This is a genomic window from Coxiella-like endosymbiont (assembly GCF_002871095.1).
Taxonomy (GTDB): domain Bacteria; phylum Pseudomonadota; class Gammaproteobacteria; order Coxiellales; family Coxiellaceae; genus Coxiella.
Genome location: NZ_NSHJ01000094.1, coordinates 1 through 19720 on the forward strand (window position 1 = coordinate 1; position 19720 = coordinate 19720).

A 19720-nucleotide genomic window follows, 5' to 3' on the forward strand; every position below is an offset into this window, starting at 1 on the left:
TCAAAAGGAAGAAATACATCAACTATGATTAATTAGTTTTGGTATTTATTATTGATGTACTTTGTCTTCTCTTGGTTTAATTGGCTTGATTATATTATAATGATAGATCAATAGTTGTAAATGTAACTAAAAGTTTGACGAAACCTCGATAAAAATATTTAATCTTTAGATATAATTTTAAGTTTTGTAATTTTTACAGCTAGAAAAATAGCTTATCTCATCTACGAAGAGTTGCAAGAAAAATTGGTTTATAAATGAGAATAGCATCTCAGTGTTTATCAAACACTCTCTGTGTATCTTTTTGTATGTTCTATTCAGGACAGAAATAGCTCTTGACTGAATCTTGTGGTTCAATTAAAAAAAATAATTTTCCTCATAAACTAAAAGTCTTAATTGTTAAAGGTTTCATAAAGTTGGAAGTGGTTAAAAGCTTATTAAAAGCTGAGTGGACTGGATAAGATAATTTTTCAGTAAGAAACCTTTTCTTAAAGAGTTTTTAAAATCATGGTTCGTACTTATTTAGAAATTAAAGCTAAACCAGGGAATAAGGTGTGAATTTTGATAAATTTAAATTCAGATGAACTTGACACCTATTACAAATGAACCTGCTTCTAATTATTTAACTTTTAGTTAAGCTTTAGTTTTTTTTATATAAAACCGCTTTTTTTTGTGCAAGCAACAAAAGAATAAAAAGGATCAAAAAATTCATATAATCTTTTAGAACAGTTTTTGTTAAAAATGGAAGAAGATCCTTAAAGTGTGAAATCATTAAGCTAAATAGTTAATTATCCTTCATAATAGGTAAAAATCGCAAAATAATGTCAAGTAAAAAAGGTAGATTAAATTAATCAGACTTTTCAATTGAAAAAACTTGAGCCAAACTATTGAAGACTGCCATAATCCAGATCACTTACTCAATAACTTGCTACTGACCCCAATTGCACTAATGTATTTAAGTGAGCTTATATACAATCATCTGCATTTACGATTAACATCAGAAATATTAAAAAAATAGAGTTCAAACTTTTTATTCCAGGATTGGTAAGAATATTTACCCATAAATTAATCAGCATTCGTCAGTGTTCTTTGATATTTCCTGTCTTTATGCACATGAATAAACTGATATAAATATTATTTTCCCATAATAGAATAGTTGCCACATCTCTAATCCCGTTAATCATTGATTCGATTAATAATTCTTCTGTTCCTGCTTAAAAAATATTTTAATTAAGGATCCATCTTGTTTGATCAACAAAGCAACTGTTAGAGCAGTTTCTAATATTTATTGGTGTATGAATAATGCATTATTAGAAGATTCATTAAAAATTTAGAATAAATTAAATTTTAAATCTTTCAGATATTTAGTTAATTTATCTTTATATTTTTACAATATCGTTATTCTCTTCATTAGAAATATTTATTATGTTTTTCCTTTTGCTAATTGTAGTGGTATATGATTAATTTCTAAAGCATACAGTACTCGCAGAATTTTATATAGATTACACTATACATTTAAATTTTTAAGCATAATAAATCAAACGGTTCGTTCAACATCAAAAATAAATGTGTTCCGTTCCGCAGACGCTTTATTTTTATTGAAAATTTTTAATTATTACCCCAGGTTGGGTGGAATATTTAGAGAGTATTAGAAAAGGGAATTCTTGAAGTGTTTCTTTTTCACGACACTACACTAAATACATGTATTTGGAATCCGTATTCATACTTAAAACTTGTGAATCGTGGTCAGTAAATTCGCGATATAATCTTAAAATTTAGCGATTTAGTGGGATAAATAAAAGTAAAATCTTTTAAATAGAACAATCTTGTGAATTATTTTTCGTATAACTTTTTTATTGATTTTTATAAAAAGTTTATTGATCTATTAATCTTATTATGAATTAATAATATTACAATAACTTGAAGAAATAACTTAAATAATTTTTTACCAATTTAAATTATATTTTTTCAATGTTCTTTGTTTGAGTGTATTGAACTAGTTTTGATTGGATAAACCAAATTGGTTGTTTTTATAAAGCTGATATGTAAAAATTATAAGCGAAGAGTGGTGAATGGTAGTTATTTACAATTTCTTTTTTAGTAACTTGGTTACTTGTTGAGGGTTAGCTTTTCCCTTGGAAGCTTTCATAATTTGGCCGATAAAAAAAGCAAATAATTTAATTTTGCCTGAGCGGTATTCTTCAACTTGCTGAGGATTACTTTTTATAATTTCATCAATGATTTTTGTAAGCGCTCTAATGTCTGTGATTTGATGTAGGCCTTCACGTTCAATAATAGCATCAGCATTGACTTTTCCTTTAGCGTTCCACATTAGTTGGAATACTTGTTTTGCCATACTGTCGGATAATGTATTATCCGAAATACGCCGTAGAAGTCCTGCTAACTGCTCCGCATTAATCGGACTTTCATTAATTTCAAGGTTATTTTTATTTAATGCCGCTGTAAGATCGCCAGTAATCCAATTGACAGCGAGCTTGGGCGAAATAGAGTGATCTATTTTTAATAAAGCCTCAAAATAATTCGCAGCTTCCATATCCTGAGTAAGTAATTTAACCTCATAACTGCCCAACTGATAAATTTCTTGAAAGCGACGTCGTTTTTCTTCGGGTAATTCAGGAAGTTCTCTTTTAATTGAATCAATTAATTCTGGGGTAATTTCAAGAGAAAGTAGATCGGGGTCCGGAAAATATCGATAGTCGTGAGCTTCTTCTTTAGTACGCATGGTTCGAGTTTTATCTTGAACCGCATCATAAAGCCGAGTTTCTTGGATGATTTTTTTTCCTGCTTCTAAAAGTTTTTTTTGTCGAGCAATTTCAAACAAAATAGCACGTTCAACAAACCGAAAAGAATTTACATTTTTAATTTCTGTACGTGTTCCAAATTGTTTTTCTCCTTTAGCACGTAAAGAGATATTAACATCGCAACGGAAGGCACCTTGCTGCATGTTAGCATCACTCACGCCGATATAACGAACTAACATATGTAAAGCTTTTAAATAAGCTACTGCTTCTTTAGATGAGCAAATATCTGGCTCAGAAACAATTTCTAATAAGGGGGCGCCTGCACGATTGAAATCTATACTAGAATAACCTTGTATTTCTTTATGAATAGATTTTCCTGCATCTTCCTCTAAATGCGCATAAGCAATTCCAATACGTTTAGAACTTCCCTGATCGGTTTTAATATCTAAATGACCGGCTTTAATAACAGGTGAATCATATTGACTTATTTGATAACCTTTTGGTAAATCAGGATAAAAATAATTTTTTCGGGTAAAAATGGAATGGTTTGCAATCGTTGCTTGAATAGCAAGACCAAAACGAATCGCTAATTTTATAACTTCTTTATTTAAAACAGGTAAAACGCCGGGCAACCCTAAGTCTATTGCACAGGCTTGAGTATTAGGTTCAGCACCATACGCTGTAGAAGCACCAGAAAAAATTTTTGATTTTGTACGTAATTGTACGTGAACTTCTAAACCAATAACGGGTTCCCATTCCATTGTTAATTTACCTCAACTTAGGTGGCAATTTTTTATGCCAATCAGTTTCTTGTTGATAACGGTATACCATATTTAACAGCTGAGATTCTTCAAAATAATTTCCAATTAATTGAGCACCAATAGGAAGTTGGTTAATAAATCCTGCCGGGAATGCAATAGCAGGTAATCCTGCAAGGTTGATGGCGATAGTATAAATATCCGACAAATACATTGCAACGAGATCTTTTGTTTTCTCCCCTAGTTTGAAAGCCGGAGTGGGGGTTGCAGGAGTTAATATAGTGTGTACCTGCTTAAAAGCTTCCACAAAATCATTCTTAATTAAATGTCGCACTTTTTGTGCTTTTAGGTAGTAAGTATCGTAATATCCTGCTGACAGCACATAAGTGCCTATCATGATGCGGCGCTTAACTTCTGGGCCAAAACCTTCTGTACGGGAACGTTTATAAAGATCATCGAGGTCGATAGGATTAGCACAACGATATCCATAACGCACTCCATCGTAGCGTGCCAAGTTAGAAGAACATTCAGCAGGGGCTAACACATAGTAAACCGGTGCGGCGTATTCAGTGTGAGGTAAATTAATGTCTACTAAAGTGGCACCCATTTTTTCAAATTCTTTTTTAACAGTGTCAATAGATTCTGCTACAGCTGAATCTAAGCAGTCATTAAAATATTCTTTAGGGAGGCCAATTTTTAAACCTTTTAAGGAGTGGTTCAATGTGGATAAATAATTAGGAGTGTCTTTTTTTATACTAGTTGAATCTTTTTTGTCGTGAGCACCCATAATATTGAGAAGCAAAGCAGCATCTTCAGCAGTTTGAGTTAATGGTCCCCCTTGATCTAAGCTTGAAGCAAAAGCAATCATGCCGTAACGAGACACTCGTCCGTAGGTAGGTTTTAATCCAGTCACACCACACAAGGCAGCGGGTTGTCGGATAGAGCCTCCTGTATCAGTTCCTGTTGCTCCGGGAGTCATGCGAGCTGCTACAGTAGCCGCCGAACCTCCTGAAGATCCACCTGGAATACGGCTAATATCCCATGGATTTCGGACAGGTCCGTAATAACTATTTTCATTAGAAGAACCCATCGCGAATTCATCCATATTAGTTTTACCAATTAAAACAGTTCCTGCTTCCTTGAAACGTTTTACGATTGTAGCATCGTAAGGGGGAATAAAATTATCTAGCATTTTGGATGCACAGCTAGTTTTAATTCCTTGGGTACAAAAAATATCTTTATGAGCAATTGGGATCCCGGTTAAAAGCGTAGCTTTGCCTTTACTTAAGAGTGTGTCGGCTGCTTTAGCTTGTGCTAACGCTTCTTCTTCACTAATCGTGATGAAACAGTTGAATGTAGGATTAAAATTTTTAATTCGATCTAAAAAATATTGTGTAAGTTCTACGCTTGATATTTTTTTAGCCTGTAAATCTTTACTTAATTCAATTATGGTTTTTCGATGCATGTGCCTATCCATTATTCTTCGTTCTCAATAACCACAGGGACCATATACAGTCCGCCTTCTACTTGAGGAGCATTTTTTTCAAATAAATTGCGTTGATTCGATTCTGTGACAATATCTTCTCGCAAGAATTGTGTTTCATTAAAGGGGTGTGTAAGAAGTTCGATCTGTGATGTATCTATCTGATTCATTTTGTCTACAAGTTTAAGAATTTTATTTAAATTTTCCTCCAACAATTGATTTTCTCTCTCAGAGATATTGAGTTTGGCTAGGTTTGCAATTTTATCAATATTGTTTTTACTGAAAGTGGACATTATTCAACTCTCCATTAAAGGAGTGCATTATACAGAAGACCTGTAATAGACGACAGTCCGAGAATTCATTAGTAATGTTTGAGGATCTTAAGCCTTTCCTCTAATTGAGTTTTCGGTTAAAGTAAGTATGCATTTTTTGTAACATCTTTAAAAAGCCAATAGGAAAAATTTCCATGTTAAAAAAATTGCGTGGTTTAGTTTCGAATGATATTTCAATCGATTTAGGTACTGCTAATACCTTAATTTATGTGGTCGAACAAGGTGGTATTGTGTTGAATGAACCTTCAGTAGTCGCTATTCGAAAAGATGCGCGGGGGGGTGGTCAGGAAAGTGTTGTAGCTGTCGGAGCAGAAGCTAAGCGCATGTTAGGCCGTACTCCTGGTAATATTCTGGCGACTCGTCCTTTGAAGGATGGTGTGATTGCTGATTTTCATGTCACTGAAAAAATGTTGCAGTATTTTATTCATAAAGTTCATAAAACTCGTTTATTACGTCCTAGTCCTCGTGTTTTGATTTGTGTACCCTGTGGTTCTACGCAGGTCGAACGTCGAGCGATTAAAGAATCTGCTTTGGGAGCTGGAGCTCGTGAGGTGTATTTAATTGAGGAACCCATGGCGGCAGCGATGGGTGCCGGCTTACCCGTCGAAGAGGCTAGTGGTTCTATGGTAGTGGATATCGGGGGAGGAACTACTGAGGTGGCAATTATTTCTTTGAGTGGAATTGTTTATGCGGAATCTGTACGCATTGGTGGTGATCGTTTTGATGAGGCTATTATCAGCTATGTTCGTCGTAATTATGGAGCATTGATTGGTGAAACCACAGCAGAACGAATTAAACATGAAATTGGTGCTGCATTTCCTAATAATGAAACTAAAGAAATCGAAGTACGCGGTCGAAATTTAGCAGAAGGTGTACCTCGAAGTTTTACACTTACTAATAATGAGATTCTTGAAGCTTTGCAGGAAGCACTTTCGGGAATAGTTGGTGCGGTTCGTGGAGCTTTAGAACAAGCGCCGCCTGAATTGGCTGCAGATATTGCAGAACAGGGGATGGTACTTACAGGCGGCGGAGCTTTATTAAAGGATATCGATCGACTCTTAATGGAAGAAACAGGCTTATCTGTGGTGATAGCGGAAGATCCACTTACTTGTGTAGCTCGTGGCGGTGGTCGAGCATTGGAATTAATGCGATCAATAGGTGGAGAATTTCTTTCACGAGATTAATACTTAAAAGTAATTTAATAGTGCATAAGAGGAAAGCTTCATTAAATTAATTTTCAAACGTTCTTCAATGTCTGGATTACGTGCTCTTATTTATATAAGTTTATCAATTGTATTGATTCTTTTAGATCAGAAAACATTTTTTTTTCATAAGATTCGGGCTAATTTGTCTTTAGTTGTGTTTCCTATCCAATATTTAGTGAATACTCCTATTAAAACAATCCACTGGATTGCTACAAATATTACTACTCAACAGCAATTAATGGCGGATAATGCCCGCCTGCGAGCCCATGAGTGGTTACTGGAATCAAAATTACAGAAACTTCTTGCTCTCGAACGAGAAAATGCGCAGTTACGAGAATTATTAAAATCTACTTCTCGAATCCATGGCTTGGGGCTGCTTGTTGCTCAATTGTTAGCTGTAAATTTAGATCCTAATCTTCAACAAGTTGTGGTTGATAAGGGAACACAATCACATATTTATGTGGGACAACCTGTTTTAGATGCTTATGGGATTATTGGGCAAGTAGTTGATGTAAGCCTTTTGACAAGTAATGTTATGTTGATTTCTGATCCGAAAAATGCTGTTCCTGTCCAAGATTACCGAAATGGTACTCGTGCTATTGCAGTTGGGTTGGGAAGCTCTGATAAGCTAATGCTGATTAATGTTCCAGATACCAGTGATATTAAAAAAGGTGACCTTTTTATTTCTTCTGGGCTTGGATTGCGCTATCCAGCAGGTTATCCTGTCGGAGTAGTCTCCGAGTTGATACATAATCCTGTTAAGCGTTTTGCGAGAATTATTCTTCAACCATCAGCCCATTTAGATCAGTCGCAACAAGTATTAATGGTTTGGCCGGATAAGACTTCGTTAAACAATACAATAAGAAAAAATTTACTATCTTCTTCAATGAGCCCTAAAGAAAATGGGAAATTATAGCCTTAAAAAAAGAATTTTAATCGGACTAAGTTTTTTAATAGGAATGATGCTAACTATCCTGCCTCTTCCTGAATGGGCTGTATGGTATCAGCCTGCTTGGGTTTTGATGATTCTTTTATTTTGGATGATTGCTATTCCCTATCGAGTGGGAATTGGTACTGCTTTCATAACAGGCCTTTTGCTAGACTTGCTTATAGGAACTATTTTCGGGCAACATGCGCTATTATTTAGCTTCCTTGGTTATTTTTTGATTCGTTTTCAAATACCCATCCACAGTTTGCCTGTCTGGCAACAAACAATATTAGTTTTAATTACTATGGCGGTATACCTTGCGTTACAATATTGGATTCTGGCAATGGCGGACTCTGTTCCATTGACTGGCAAATACTGGTTGTCTCTTGTAAGTACTACGCTTTTATGGCCGTGGTTAGGAGTTTTATTAAACGATTATCAACATCGATTTAACTTGGGATGATAAATATTAAAATTTTAGTACCCTATTGCGGAAAATGTTTATTAATGACGCTGGGGGTGAATCATTCTATTTTCTTTATTGATTAAAATCACTTAATATTAGTTGGCTAACAATTCTAGTACTTTAATAAAACCCCTTGATAGCCCATAAATATTAAACGTGATTTTTTTTTGAAGTGATAAAGCAAGGGAAGTATCGTTTTACATCAATCTGTGCATATTAGCAGCATTAAAAAAATTGGTATGGAGTTGAGTTGTGATCCAGATCCCCTTATCCCTTAGCTTTCAAGATCTGTTTATTATTCATTCTGTTCATTAGAAATCCAATCCCATTTAGGCATTGGATAATGATTTTATTAGTATTAATTTTTTTCATAGCTTATTTTATTATCAATTATTGACGAGTTATTTAGTACTTTCTGGTGTTGCCCGGTTTTTAATGTTGCGGAATTACTGGCAGTTAACAATTTATGGTGTTACTGGAATGGTTGATTTTATGATATAGATATGGTGATTGATTTAGCAGATGTGAAAAATATTGTTTCATGAATATTGAAACAATTTAATTTCATACTAAAAAGCAATTAGGATCAATTATTAGAATATTCCAGAATAACCTAATACCTAATTATAATCATTTCCATATTAATGTCATTAATGAAATTTTACAGCATTTAAATACCCGCATTAAAACTTTATTACAAGAAATTTTGACGTAATTTTTATTTTTGATTGTTACGTCATTTCTTAGAATATCAGTTTTTATGTTCGAACTAAAAATATGATTTTTAAAAAATGACTAGCTAGTCATTTTTTACAGAAATATTTTAAAAATTTGTTGATGGGGTTGGAAGAAAGGTATATAGAATTATGGTTAGATTGTTTCCTAAAGAAATTCTAAAATTATTTCAAATTTTAATTTTAATAATAGTGGATATTTTAAAGATAGTGAGTATTTATAAAATATAATGGGTATCTATAATATATGATTAATCTTTAATTGAAGGCACATGTAATTGCTCAATCAGATCTTCGTTAATTTATATTGTAAGCCCTATCTAAATGGCTGTTGATGTTACTAGGGAATTATATTTTTCTGAAAACGAGAGAAAAATAGCTAGAGCATAATTTATAATTTCGATGTCCGTTTGATTTATAAAAATTTAATTCTTATAATTTTATTGAGAATCAATTAGCTCCTATTAAGAAACATTTTTACCATTCATTAAAAAATGAGATATTATATTAAATTAAAAAAATTAGAAATTTTATCAAAAGATTAAACTATTGGAAGATGTTGATCGTTCTTGGTTGTTTTATTTCTTGAAAAAAACTTTATGCTCATCTAAAAACTAATTTATTCCTTTAAATGTTCAACTTTGGAATAAAGTTTTTAGAAGTTTGCAATTACATCTTCAATTACATTTTATTGGATTCGATATCTTATTGGGTTCGATAGATATGAAGTCTTTTTTGATAGATATGAAGTCTTTATAGATATGAATTTTTTATAAAGTAACACTCAAATTATAATCAAGTAGTAGCATCATTATTATTTTTGAAACATTGAGGAATAAAACTGAACTAAATTATGGCAAATTTGCATTGTATTAATGAAAATTTTTAGATAATTATATTTAGGTTTTATTTAGGTTTTAGGTCAATTTTAGGTTTACCAATCAATTTTTCCATTGGTAGTATCAATCCTGGGATTCTCTCCCTAGAGTTGTAGATTGAAATAAATATTGTAGATTGAAATAAATAGCGAAATTTTGATTAAAGCTGTTTTAAAGCCATTCAATTTTTAATTGTTTTAATTGTTAAATTATTTGTTATAAAAGTTCAATATATCTTCCCTAATCATTAGGATAAACTGGTGCAAGATTCTGTCTCACTAAATGTGGTTTTTTTTAAACAATAATTAAAAGTCATCTTTTTAAAAAAATTTAATTCCAAATCTATTTTCAATATTAGTAGGCCTTCAAAAGCTAAAGTACATAGAAGTATAAGTTTATCCTTTTAATATTAAGGCTTCTGCTTAGTAAATATAAAAAGTACTTTTATTCTAGGCTATATTTCAATGTTTTTTAATGATATCGTTCAGGAAAGGATGTTTTTACAATTTTATTTACTCTAAACAATGAAAGATACTTAAATAAATTTAGATCCTAAAAAGCTTGCCGTCTATGGATTTAACTAGATTTATGGATTGAAGTATTAATGATTTCCACTATGGTAAGATGTGTGAGTTAAATTCATTAATACTGCAAACGTCGCAAATAAAAACTGGCTTGAAGATTGATAATTTTACAGAAAAGGTGCTTGTTTATTTAAGTAGCAGGATAATGGTAGGATAAAAACCCCAAACAGAAATGAAGTTAACTGAATAGTTTGTAAATTTTAATTTGGGAGCCCTCTTTAATGAATCAGGGGTTACTTAAGCTCTAGAAAGAGGAAGAACTGATTTTTCATTGCAATTAAATTATTAGAGTCACCCGATAAATTTATAGCTTTTCTTTTTTAAAAACGGAGATATTAAAATTAACTTTTATTAGGGATGCATGACAAAATTTATTGGAGAAGATAAATTTAAATTAAGTTTTGCTAGCCTATTGCTAGCCTATTTAATTTATTTAGTTTCTAGCCTACTTAATTTATTTAGTTTATAGTATAGCAGTTATTTAAATTAACTATTAATCTTGCTGATTTTTCTTAAAATATTACATTTAGTTTGTTGAAAGGAAATTTTTTATTAAGAAAGTAGCCTAAAATTGAATATCCCTTTTTAGTACGGGATATTGTCTAGATTACAGGGGGGGGTTATTAGTTAATAAATAAAAAATTAGATTTTCATCTAGAAATGATCTTAATCATACTAATTTACTTATTGATTGTAGGTTTTGTCGGTGTGCTTTTAGGGGGGGGAGTTATTAGCTGGATTGTTAATCACGTTTTAAGACTGCATGTTGGCAAAGCATGCTAAGGTGCATTATCATATTGTGAGTTCTTGGAATAATTCGGTAATCACTTTACCTGTTCCTGCTAAAACTAATTTTTAAATGCACTGATAAATCAAAATGAACGACTTAATTCAAATTGCTAATGATTTTCTTTTAAAACCTTTTAACCTTACTCCTAATAACTTAGAAAAAGTTATAGGTCGAGCTGTAGGCCCTTCCATTGATAATGTCGACATATTTTTACAAAGTATCCAAGAAGAAAGTTGGATATTAGAAGAAGGTATTGTAAAAAAAGGTGATTTTTCAATTAATCAAGGATTCGGCTTACGCGTTATTAGTGGAGAAAAAACAGGCTTTGCTTATGCTGACGATATCAATGCGAAAGCTTTGTTACGAGCGGCACATGCTGCAAAGAGTATTGCGAATTCTGGTGGTTATACCTCTACACTTATAGATGTCTTACATAAAGAATCAGTGAAACCACTGTATTCTCCACTCAATCCTATTAATTCAATGACTACGATAGAGAAGGTTGAATTACTAAAGAGGATTGATCGATATACTCGAGCTAAAGATCCTCGAGTCAAGCATGTGGTTGTTAGTCTAACAGGACATTATGAGGTTGTTTTGGTATTAAATAATGAAGGATTAATGGCAGCTGATTTGCGACCCTTAGTAAATTTACGAGTTTGTGTAATCGTGGAACAAAATGGCCGCCGGGAACAGGGTTTCGGAGGTGGTGGTGCTCGCTGCGGTTATGAAATATTTTTGTCAACAGCATATTTTTATGCAGACAAAGCCGTTCGTCAGGCGTGTCAAAATTTAGAGGCTGAGGATACGCCGGCGGGTACTTTGCCGATAGTACTTGGATCTGGGTGGCCGGCAGTGCTTCTTCACGAAGCTATTGGTCATGGTTTAGAAGGTGATTTTAATCGCAAAGGAACTTCTGCTTTTAGTGGACGAATAGGGGAACGGGTTGCTTCTCCTTTATGTACAGTAGTAGATGATGGTAGCATTCCGGGCAGAGGAGGGTCTTTAAGCGTAGATGACGAAGGGACAGTAACTCAGAAAACAATCTTGATTGAAAATGGTATTTTAAAAAATTATATACAAGACCGTCATAATGCTCATTTAATGAAAATGGCATCGACTGGTAACGGTCGTCGGGAATCCTATGCGTATTTACCTCTTCCGCGTATGACTAATACCTACCTATTGCCGGGTAACAGTGATCCTCAAGAAATAATTGCTTCCGTTGAAAAGGGATTATATGCTGTAGATTTTTCTGGTGGCCAGGTTGATATTACGTCCGGAAAATTTGTTTTTTCTACTAGTGAAGCCTATTTAATTGATAAAGGAAAAGTTACTTGTCCTGTTAAAGGAGCTACTTTAATTGGTAACGGTCCTGATATCTTAATGAAAGTATCAATGGTAGGAAGTGATTTAGTACTTGATTCGGGTATGGGTATTTGTGGAAAAGCGGGGCAATTAGTTCCGGTCGGAGTTGGGCAACCTACCCTCAAAGTCGATGCATTGACGATAGGTGGAACTGAATAACTTTCTCCTGTTTTGAGGCTCTTTAAAAGTATTATATTCAATAGATGAAAAATAAAGTTTAGAAAATTTTTAAATCCCGTCCCTTTCATTACTCTTCATAGAATAATGAAATAGGAGTAAAGAATAGAGAGGAATGAAATAGAATATAGAGTAAGCAATAAAACGTGAGAAAAAATCACTAAGGTAAATCGGGAAGGGGGCCTTCGGGGGGCGTCGAGGATGTTATGTCAGTCAAGGTTACTAATTACTACGCTCTTCCAATCTTACGCTTCTTCCAATCTAATTATATATAAATTAAGAAACAAAAGTTTTATGAAGTTTTGCTGGTTTTACACAGTCAGAGAAAGCAGTTGGTATAAATTGACTAATCAAGGTAAAAACAAAAAAGCTTGCGTATGAATTGATTAAACTATCGATAAGAATCTATGAATAAAAATGATCTCATTGAAGTCATGGTAGAATCAGCTGGTATTTAAAAAATACAGTGAACTGAGGTTTAGAGATATCGATTGATTCTGTGATGAAATCATTAAAATAACTATAAAAAGAATATGGTCTTAATAATCTTGTTTGCATTAAAGTGAGTTTGTGTGTAGCCAGAATAAAAGAAAACACAAAAAATAAATATGTAGAACTTAATAAAAATTTCAGCCAACGTGTACGTGGTGGCGAGATTTTTAGAAAGTAAATCTAAAAAGCAAGTAAATCTAAAAAAAGCTTTGAAAATAGAAGTGAACAATAGAATCAAAGGCGAGTTTAAATAAATTAAGAATAAATTAGACTTGATTAACTTAGATATATCCGTTATCTTCATTTCTTCTAGAGCTTCAGTAATTTTAGAGCATTTTTTGGATTATTCTCTGAATGGGCGTAGTAAAAACAAGGAGGTTCAAATGTTAATAAAAATAATATGGGTGCTTAGCTCAGTTGGTAGAGCGTCGCCCTTACAAGGCGAATGTCGGGGGTTCGAATCCCTCAGTACCCATTTTTTAAGATAACAAACGATTAAGTACAGAAGACCAATTATTATTATTGTTTTGCAAATTTTCAGTGATTATTTACTGAAGATAGAATAAGCTTATCGTCAGTTTTTTTAGATGGAGTGGTAGTTCAGTTGGTTAGAATACCGGCCTGTCACGCCGGGGGTCGCGGGTTCGAGTCCCGTCCACTCCGCCATTTATTATGATTATATAGGTTAATAGTTCTCTTACAAATAAGATGTTACAATAATTATAAACATAAAGATAAAGATTACATGGCTATTGTTATTTTTTTGGGGGGCATTCAATATTATTTGCAATCTAGCACCGCTCTAAGGTAAAATACTTGTAAAACAGTAAAAAATTATTGAAAATACATTAAAACCAGTATTACAACGTCTATAGGTCTATAGTAAGCTTATTTCTACAAGATTTAGATGACTTTTTCCTGGCTCTCTAAATTAGAGAGATGAACTTAAATATTATACTTTACTAAGTTTAATTTTCAATTATTTCAAATGTATTCTGCAAAAAAATGGACTTTAATGCACTTTCATGTAAATCCTAAACAAATATTAAATAATCATAATTTTGTCAACTTTTCAAGAAAATAGACAATTTTTTATAGTCTTAATAATTGTTCTCTGCCAATTCTTTAACTATCTAATTCTTTAACTATACTAATTCTTTAACTCTCTATGATTAATAATTTATTAAGCAAGTGAAAAACTAAGCAAATGAAAAATGGGTTAATAGTACAGCGAGTGAAAAGTAAAATAATGAAATAGTACTTTTATTTGAGTGAATGAAGTCAAGAGCACAAATGATGTATTAATTAAATATCTAATTCTAAATATCTAATTCTGATTATTTTAAATCTCTAATTGTTTGTTATTTTATTATTTTTTACTACTTGTTTATTATTGCAATATTAAAGTTATATCAAAAATCAAAAATGGTGGTAGATTTTTATTTATTATAGATTATTATTTATTATACAGAACACTAGCAAGCTTTTAAAGTTCCTAGAAGGGTGAGTATTTTTAAAGGTGAGTATTTTTTTATTTCCTGTTTTCTCCCAAGATAGATACTCTGTTATCAACTAGTGGTAAGCTATTAGTAGTAAGCTATTTTAAAATTAAATAATTTTGAGAGAGAAAAGACAGCTGTGTTTTAATGGACAGGAATTACATTAGCTAATTTTCAGTAGACTACTTAACGAGAATAAAATTTTGAAAAAAACTTTATCAAAATGATTCAGGAAATGTAAATTACTAATTTTATCTAAGAAATACTTAAAATTAAGTAAGCATTAATCTATTAAACTATTTAGATTGAAAATTAATCGATTATATTTTTGATACCATATAGCAATTTTTTGAAATAAGTTATTGGTACTTCCTTTTCAATAAAATATTGATACTATTCTACATGATACTACTCTACAAAATTGCTCTAGATGAATCCTCAAAACTTAGATTAATTTTCAAGACTACTTTAATGCTTGTAAGAAATTGCTTGGAAACTATGTAAGCAATTTTAAATTTTATATATAGGAATTTTATGCTTTTTAGCACCTTTCTTTAAACGATTTTATTTAACTATTTAATTCAATTAAATATTTATTGTTTCTTTATTGTTTAGGCGTGTTTGTTATAGAGTGGGTTTCGTTTCATTCTGGTTTAAGGAAACTAAAATGATATATTGGAAAATTGCTTCATAACACAAATACATGTTTAGAAAAGCTAGCTACTAGCTAATAGATAAGGTAGTTTTACTAAAATTCTCTCAAGATTTTAGTGAATAAAAGAGTTCTTGCTACACTCTAAAGATAATAAGGTAGCCTTAAGGTCTTTTTTTGGGTGAGTGACAAATAAATTTTCTACACAAGGGAAAAATGTTGTTTTACGTTTTATAGAGTAAAATTTAGTAGAGTAAAATTTAGAGGATTATAAAATTGGAATTAGTTATTTTTAGAATTGACACTAAGACTTTTTTTCCAGAAGGTAGAATTTTAGTTAATGAGGAGCATTCAATAACTTTAAGGTTTTTCTGTATTCTCCCTGAAGCTTTGTATTATCTTTTTGATTTTAGTAGAATTCGTATTATCTTTGTTGATTTCGCTAGAATTATAGAAATAGAAAGCTTTACACAGCTTTAGCAGAGGAAAATCATATGGGCCGTCGTCCATTAGTGGTAGGGAATTGGAAAATGTATGGAACACTTCAGAGCATTTCTAAATTGTTAGAAGGGTTAAAACACGGGTATAAACTTATCAAAATAGTAGAGTTAGTCGTTATACCTCCTTACATTTTCATTCCACAATGTAAAGAAATGTTGCTGGGGACTGAAATTTCCTGGGGAGCTCAAGACATCTCCGAACATGAAATTGGAGCTTATACAGGTGAAATATCAGCAAGGATGTTGCGCGATTTTTTGTGCCGTTATGTTATTATCGGCCATTCCGAAAGACGAAAGCATGGTGAGACAAATGAATCTGTGGCGCGAAAAGTAAAAAGAGCTCTGAATAATGGCATTCTCCCCATAATTTGTGTCGGGGAAACCGAAGCGCAACGCAAATCTGGCGAAACCCTTAAAATCGTTCAAGAGCAGCTTGCAGTTGTATTACGGATGCATGATAATTATGATCGGGCATCATTAACCAATATTGTAATTGCTTATGAACCCATATGGGCTATCGGAACGGGTAAAAATGCTTCTCCTGTTCAAGCAGAAGAAGTTCATGCTGCTATTCGGGAACAATTACGACACTATGATGCCACGATGGCAATTAATACCCGGATTTTATATGGAGGTAGTGTAACGCCAGAGAATGCGAGAAGTTTATTTACGATGGTTAATATTGATGGTGTTTTAGTTGGAGGTGCTTCTTTGCAAGTGGCAGATTTTTTAAAAATAGGGGAACAATGCAATCAATTATATTAAGTATTCATATACTGAATGCTGTCTGCTTGATTACGTTAGTGTTATTTCAACATGGTAAAGGAGATAATGTAGGAGCAGCTTTTGGTAGTGGTGCTTCTAATACTATCTTCGGAAGTACGGGCGTAACACCTTTTCTTATGAGAGTAACGATTATTTTGGCAACTGGTTTTTTTGCTACAAGCATTGGGCTTAGTTATCTTTAGTCTTACGGCCTAATCTAGAGTAAGTTAGGGGGGATACAGCTATGTCATCCTTACCAAGGAAAAAACACGCAGTTTAAAAAAGCTTTAAACTGAGATGGGCATAGTACTCAAGAGCTTATTTTATTGATAAGCCGAAGTGGTGAAACTGGTAGACACGCTGTCTTGAGGGGGCAGTGGGGAAAACCCGTGCCGGTTCGATTCCGGCCTTCGGTATCAATTTTTTGTATCAATTGTTATTAAGATTGTTATTAAGAAAGTTTTGTTATATTCTGCATCGATGCAGTAAAATTATGCCTTAAATGGGTGTATCATACTATATTTGTTAGTTTTTTATATAGAAAAAACTTTAATTTTAAGGGTAATTTGAGGTGTTAGCACATTATTTTTTAATTTTGATGTTTATTAGTATAAGTATTTTTATTGGGATGTTAGCGCTGGTAATGGGTTGGTTTTTAGGACTTCATCGACCTTATAAAGATAAATTATCTCCTTATGAATGTGGTTTTGAATCTTTTCAAGATGCTCGTTTGCCTTTCCATGTTCGTTTTTATCTAATAGCTATTCTCTTTATTATTTTTGATTTAGAGAGTGCCTTTTTATTTCCGTGGGCTATCGTTTTACGTCATATTGGTTGGGTAGGGTTTTGGGCTATGATGATTTTTCTAGTAATTTTGGCAGTTGGGTTTCTTTACGAATGGAAATGTGGTGCTTTAGAGTGGGAATAAATGAATCGATTATTAAGTAGAGAAGGTTTTCTCCTTACGTCGTTCGATGATTTAGTTCGATGGGCACGGAGCAACTCTTTATGGCCTATGACATTTGGGCTCGCGTGTTGTGCAATTGAGATGATGCAATGCGCTTCTTCTCGTTACGATTTAGATCGTTTTGGAGCAGGTTTATTTCGTCCAAGCCCCCGTCAATCTGATGTGATGATCGTAGCCGGTACGTTATGTAATAAGATGGCCCCTGCTTTACGAAAGGTTTATGATCAAATGACTGAGCCCCGTTGGGTGATATCTATGGGTTCCTGCGCAAACGGTGGAGGATATTACCATTATGCCTATTCAGTAGTACGAGGTTGTGACCGAATTGTACCGGTTGATGTGTACGTTCCGGGCTGTCCGCCAACAGCAGAAGCTTTATTTTACGGGGTTATTCAGCTTCAAAATAAAGTTAGGTATCAAAATATATTTGATCGAAAAGATTTCAGAGGATAGAATGTCTGTTAAACAAAATTTAACTGAGGCCTTTAAAAATCGTTTTTCAACTCTCATAGAAAACCTTGATGATAAGCTTGATATAATCATAATAGAATTACTTCCTAGTTCTCTCTTAGAAGTTTGTACAGCTTTACGAGATGAAACTCCTTTTCATTTTGAATTATTGTTAGATGTCTGTGGTGTTGATTATTTAAAATATGGCACCAGTGAATGGCGTACTGAAGAAACAACAAACACAGGTTTTAGTCGAGGTTTTCAAGAAAATATACAAGAAGCAGTGACTCTCTGGAATAAGCCACGGTTTGCTGTTGTATATCATTTATTGTCATTACGTCATAATCAGCGTGTACGGTTAAAAGTTTATCTGGATAGTGATCCTCCTATAATACCTTCTGTCGTTAAATTATGGAATTCAGCTGATTGGTATGAACGAGAAGCTTTTGATTTATTTGGAATTATTTTTGATGGCCATCCTGATTTGCGACGATTATTAACGGATTATGGTTTTGTAGGTCATCCTTTTCGTAAGGATTTTCCCTTGATTGGGGAGGTGGAGCTTCGTTATGATGCAGCGCAACAACGTTGTGTTTATGAACCTGTGAGTATTCAACCTAGAGTATTAGTGCCAAAAGTAATTCGTTCTGATAATCGCTATAAAAAATTTGAATAAATGCCTCAAGTTCGTAATTTCACTTTTAATTTTGGACCGCAACATCCCGCGGCTCATGGTGTATTACGACTGATTATTGAAGTAGATGGTGAAGTAATTCAACGAGTGGATCCTCACATTGGTTTATTACATCGTGCTACAGAAAAATTAGCGGAAAGCAAACCTTATAATCAAACTATTGGTTATATGGATCGTTTAGATTACGTATCGATGATGGCTAATGAGCACGGTTATGTGTTAGCAATTGAGAAATTATTAGGAATTGACCCCCCTATTCGTGCGAAATATATTCGTACCCTGTTCGATGAGATTACACGTATATTAAATCACTTATTATGGTTGGGTGCTCATGCGTTAGATCTTGGAGCAATGACTGTGTTTCTTTATTGTTTTCGTGAACGAGAAGATTTAATGGATTGCTACGAAGCTGTGTCTGGTGCACGAATGCATGCTAGTTATTATCGTCCTGGAGGTGTTTACCGTGATTTACCTGATAGTATGCCACAATATAAAGCCTCACGTTGGCATAGTGAAAAAAAAATTAAGAAATTAAATAGAGCCCGAGAAGGATCTTTATTAGATTTTATCTGGGATTTTACTGAGCGATTTCCTAAATTAGTGGATGAGTATGAAGTGCTATTAACAGAGAATCGGATCTGGAAACAACGTACAGTAGGTATTGGAGTTGTTTCGCCGGAAAAAGCTTTACAATTAGGTTTTACCGGGCCAATGTTACGCGCATCAGGGGTCGAATGGGACCTCCGAAAAAAACAACCTTATGCGGCTTATGATCAAGTAGATTTTGATATTCCTATCGGTAGTGAAGGTGATTGTTACGATCGTTATTTGGTTCGCATTGAAGAAATGCGGCAATCGACTCGAATTATTCGTCAATGTGTAGAATGGCTACAAAAAAATCCTGGACCAGTGATGATTGATGATCATAAAATCGTTCCGCCAAAACGTGAAGTTATGAAAAAAGATATGGAAGCACTCATTCATCATTTTAAATTGTTCACTGAAGGTTATATCGTTCCCGAGGGTGAAGCTTATGCAGCTATAGAGCACCCTAAAGGTGAATTTGGAGTTTATATTATTTCTGATGGCGCGAACAAACCCTATCGTGTCAAAGTACGAGCGGCAAGTTATCCTCATTTGGCCGCAATAAATGAAATGTGTCGTGGGCATATGATTGCTGATTTAGTTACTATTATTTCTAGTATTGATATTGTATTCGGTGAGATAGACCGTTAATGA

12 protein-coding genes, 3 tRNA genes and 1 pseudogene are annotated in these 19720 nt (G+C 33.2%); 13 read left to right on the forward strand and 3 right to left on the reverse strand.

Annotated features, from left to right (window positions below):
- Positions 1-2080: 2080 nt before the first annotated feature.
- From gatB to gatC, 3 genes are read right to left on the reverse strand one after another with little or no spacing between them, the layout of a single operon-like run.
- Entirely contained in the window at positions 2081-3520 is a 1440-nt protein-coding gene (gatB, locus tag CLERM_RS01690) for an Asp-tRNA(Asn)/Glu-tRNA(Gln) amidotransferase subunit GatB (RefSeq protein ID WP_102156874.1), read from the reverse strand.
- 7 nt (positions 3521-3527) lie between these two features.
- Positions 3528-4982, reverse strand: coding sequence for an Asp-tRNA(Asn)/Glu-tRNA(Gln) amidotransferase subunit GatA (gene gatA, locus CLERM_RS01695; RefSeq protein WP_102156899.1), 1455 nt, complete (start codon positions 4980-4982; stop codon positions 3528-3530).
- An 11-nt stretch (positions 4983-4993) separates the two neighbouring features.
- Entirely contained in the window at positions 4994-5293 is a 300-nt protein-coding gene (gene gatC / locus CLERM_RS01700) for an Asp-tRNA(Asn)/Glu-tRNA(Gln) amidotransferase subunit GatC (RefSeq protein ID WP_102156875.1), read from the reverse strand.
- Positions 5294-5466: 173 nt separating this feature from the next.
- Between gatC and CLERM_RS01705 the strand changes: the two genes are divergently transcribed.
- The 13 genes and pseudogenes from CLERM_RS01705 (at position 5467) to CLERM_RS01770 (ending at position 19717) form a co-directional block, all read left to right on the forward strand.
- A complete protein-coding gene (locus tag CLERM_RS01705) occupies positions 5467-6516 on the forward strand; it encodes a rod shape-determining protein (protein ID WP_102156876.1) in 1050 nt (349 codons plus the stop codon).
- A 40-nt stretch (positions 6517-6556) separates the two neighbouring features.
- Positions 6557-7453 carry a rod shape-determining protein MreC gene (gene mreC / locus CLERM_RS01710; RefSeq protein ID WP_256385317.1) on the forward strand — a complete coding sequence of 299 codons (897 nt, stop codon included), beginning with the start codon at positions 6557-6559 and terminating at the stop codon, positions 7451-7453.
- On the forward strand, positions 7440-7928 hold the full coding sequence (mreD, locus tag CLERM_RS01715; protein WP_102156878.1) for a rod shape-determining protein MreD: 489 nt from the start codon (positions 7440-7442) through the stop codon (positions 7926-7928). The genes mreC and mreD overlap by 14 nt, the downstream gene beginning before the upstream one ends.
- A gap of 3076 nt (positions 7929-11004) precedes the next feature.
- Positions 11005-12444 (forward strand): metalloprotease TldD, encoded by a 1440-nt coding sequence (gene tldD / locus CLERM_RS01720; protein ID WP_102156879.1) that lies wholly within the window; start codon positions 11005-11007, stop codon positions 12442-12444.
- Between the two features lie 912 nt (positions 12445-13356).
- Positions 13357-13429, forward strand: a tRNA-Val gene (locus CLERM_RS01725).
- A 114-nt stretch (positions 13430-13543) separates the two neighbouring features.
- A tRNA-Asp gene (locus CLERM_RS01730) sits at positions 13544-13620 on the forward strand.
- A 1979-nt stretch (positions 13621-15599) separates the two neighbouring features.
- Positions 15600-16370 (forward strand): triose-phosphate isomerase, encoded by a 771-nt coding sequence (gene tpiA / locus CLERM_RS01740; RefSeq protein ID WP_102156881.1) that lies wholly within the window; start codon positions 15600-15602, stop codon positions 16368-16370.
- A pseudogene (secG, locus tag CLERM_RS01745) lies at positions 16352-16570 on the forward strand (preprotein translocase subunit SecG); the annotation flags it as partial. The gene tpiA and the pseudogene secG, both read left to right, overlap by 19 nt.
- Positions 16571-16703: 133 nt before the next feature.
- A tRNA-Leu gene (locus CLERM_RS01750) sits at positions 16704-16786 on the forward strand.
- Positions 16787-16968: 182 nt separating this feature from the next.
- Positions 16969-17298: an NADH-quinone oxidoreductase subunit A gene (gene ndhC / locus CLERM_RS01755; RefSeq protein WP_102156883.1), complete on the forward strand. Its 330-nt coding sequence runs from the start codon at positions 16969-16971 to the stop codon at positions 17296-17298.
- Positions 17299-17790, forward strand: coding sequence for a NuoB/complex I 20 kDa subunit family protein (locus CLERM_RS01760; RefSeq protein ID WP_102156884.1), 492 nt, complete (start codon positions 17299-17301; stop codon positions 17788-17790).
- 1 nt (position 17791) lies between these two features.
- On the forward strand, positions 17792-18463 hold the full coding sequence (locus CLERM_RS01765) for an NADH-quinone oxidoreductase subunit C (RefSeq protein ID WP_102156885.1): 672 nt from the start codon (positions 17792-17794) through the stop codon (positions 18461-18463).
- Entirely contained in the window at positions 18464-19717 is a 1254-nt protein-coding gene (locus tag CLERM_RS01770; protein ID WP_102156886.1) for an NADH-quinone oxidoreductase subunit D, read from the forward strand.
- Positions 19718-19720: the final 3 nt, after the last annotated feature.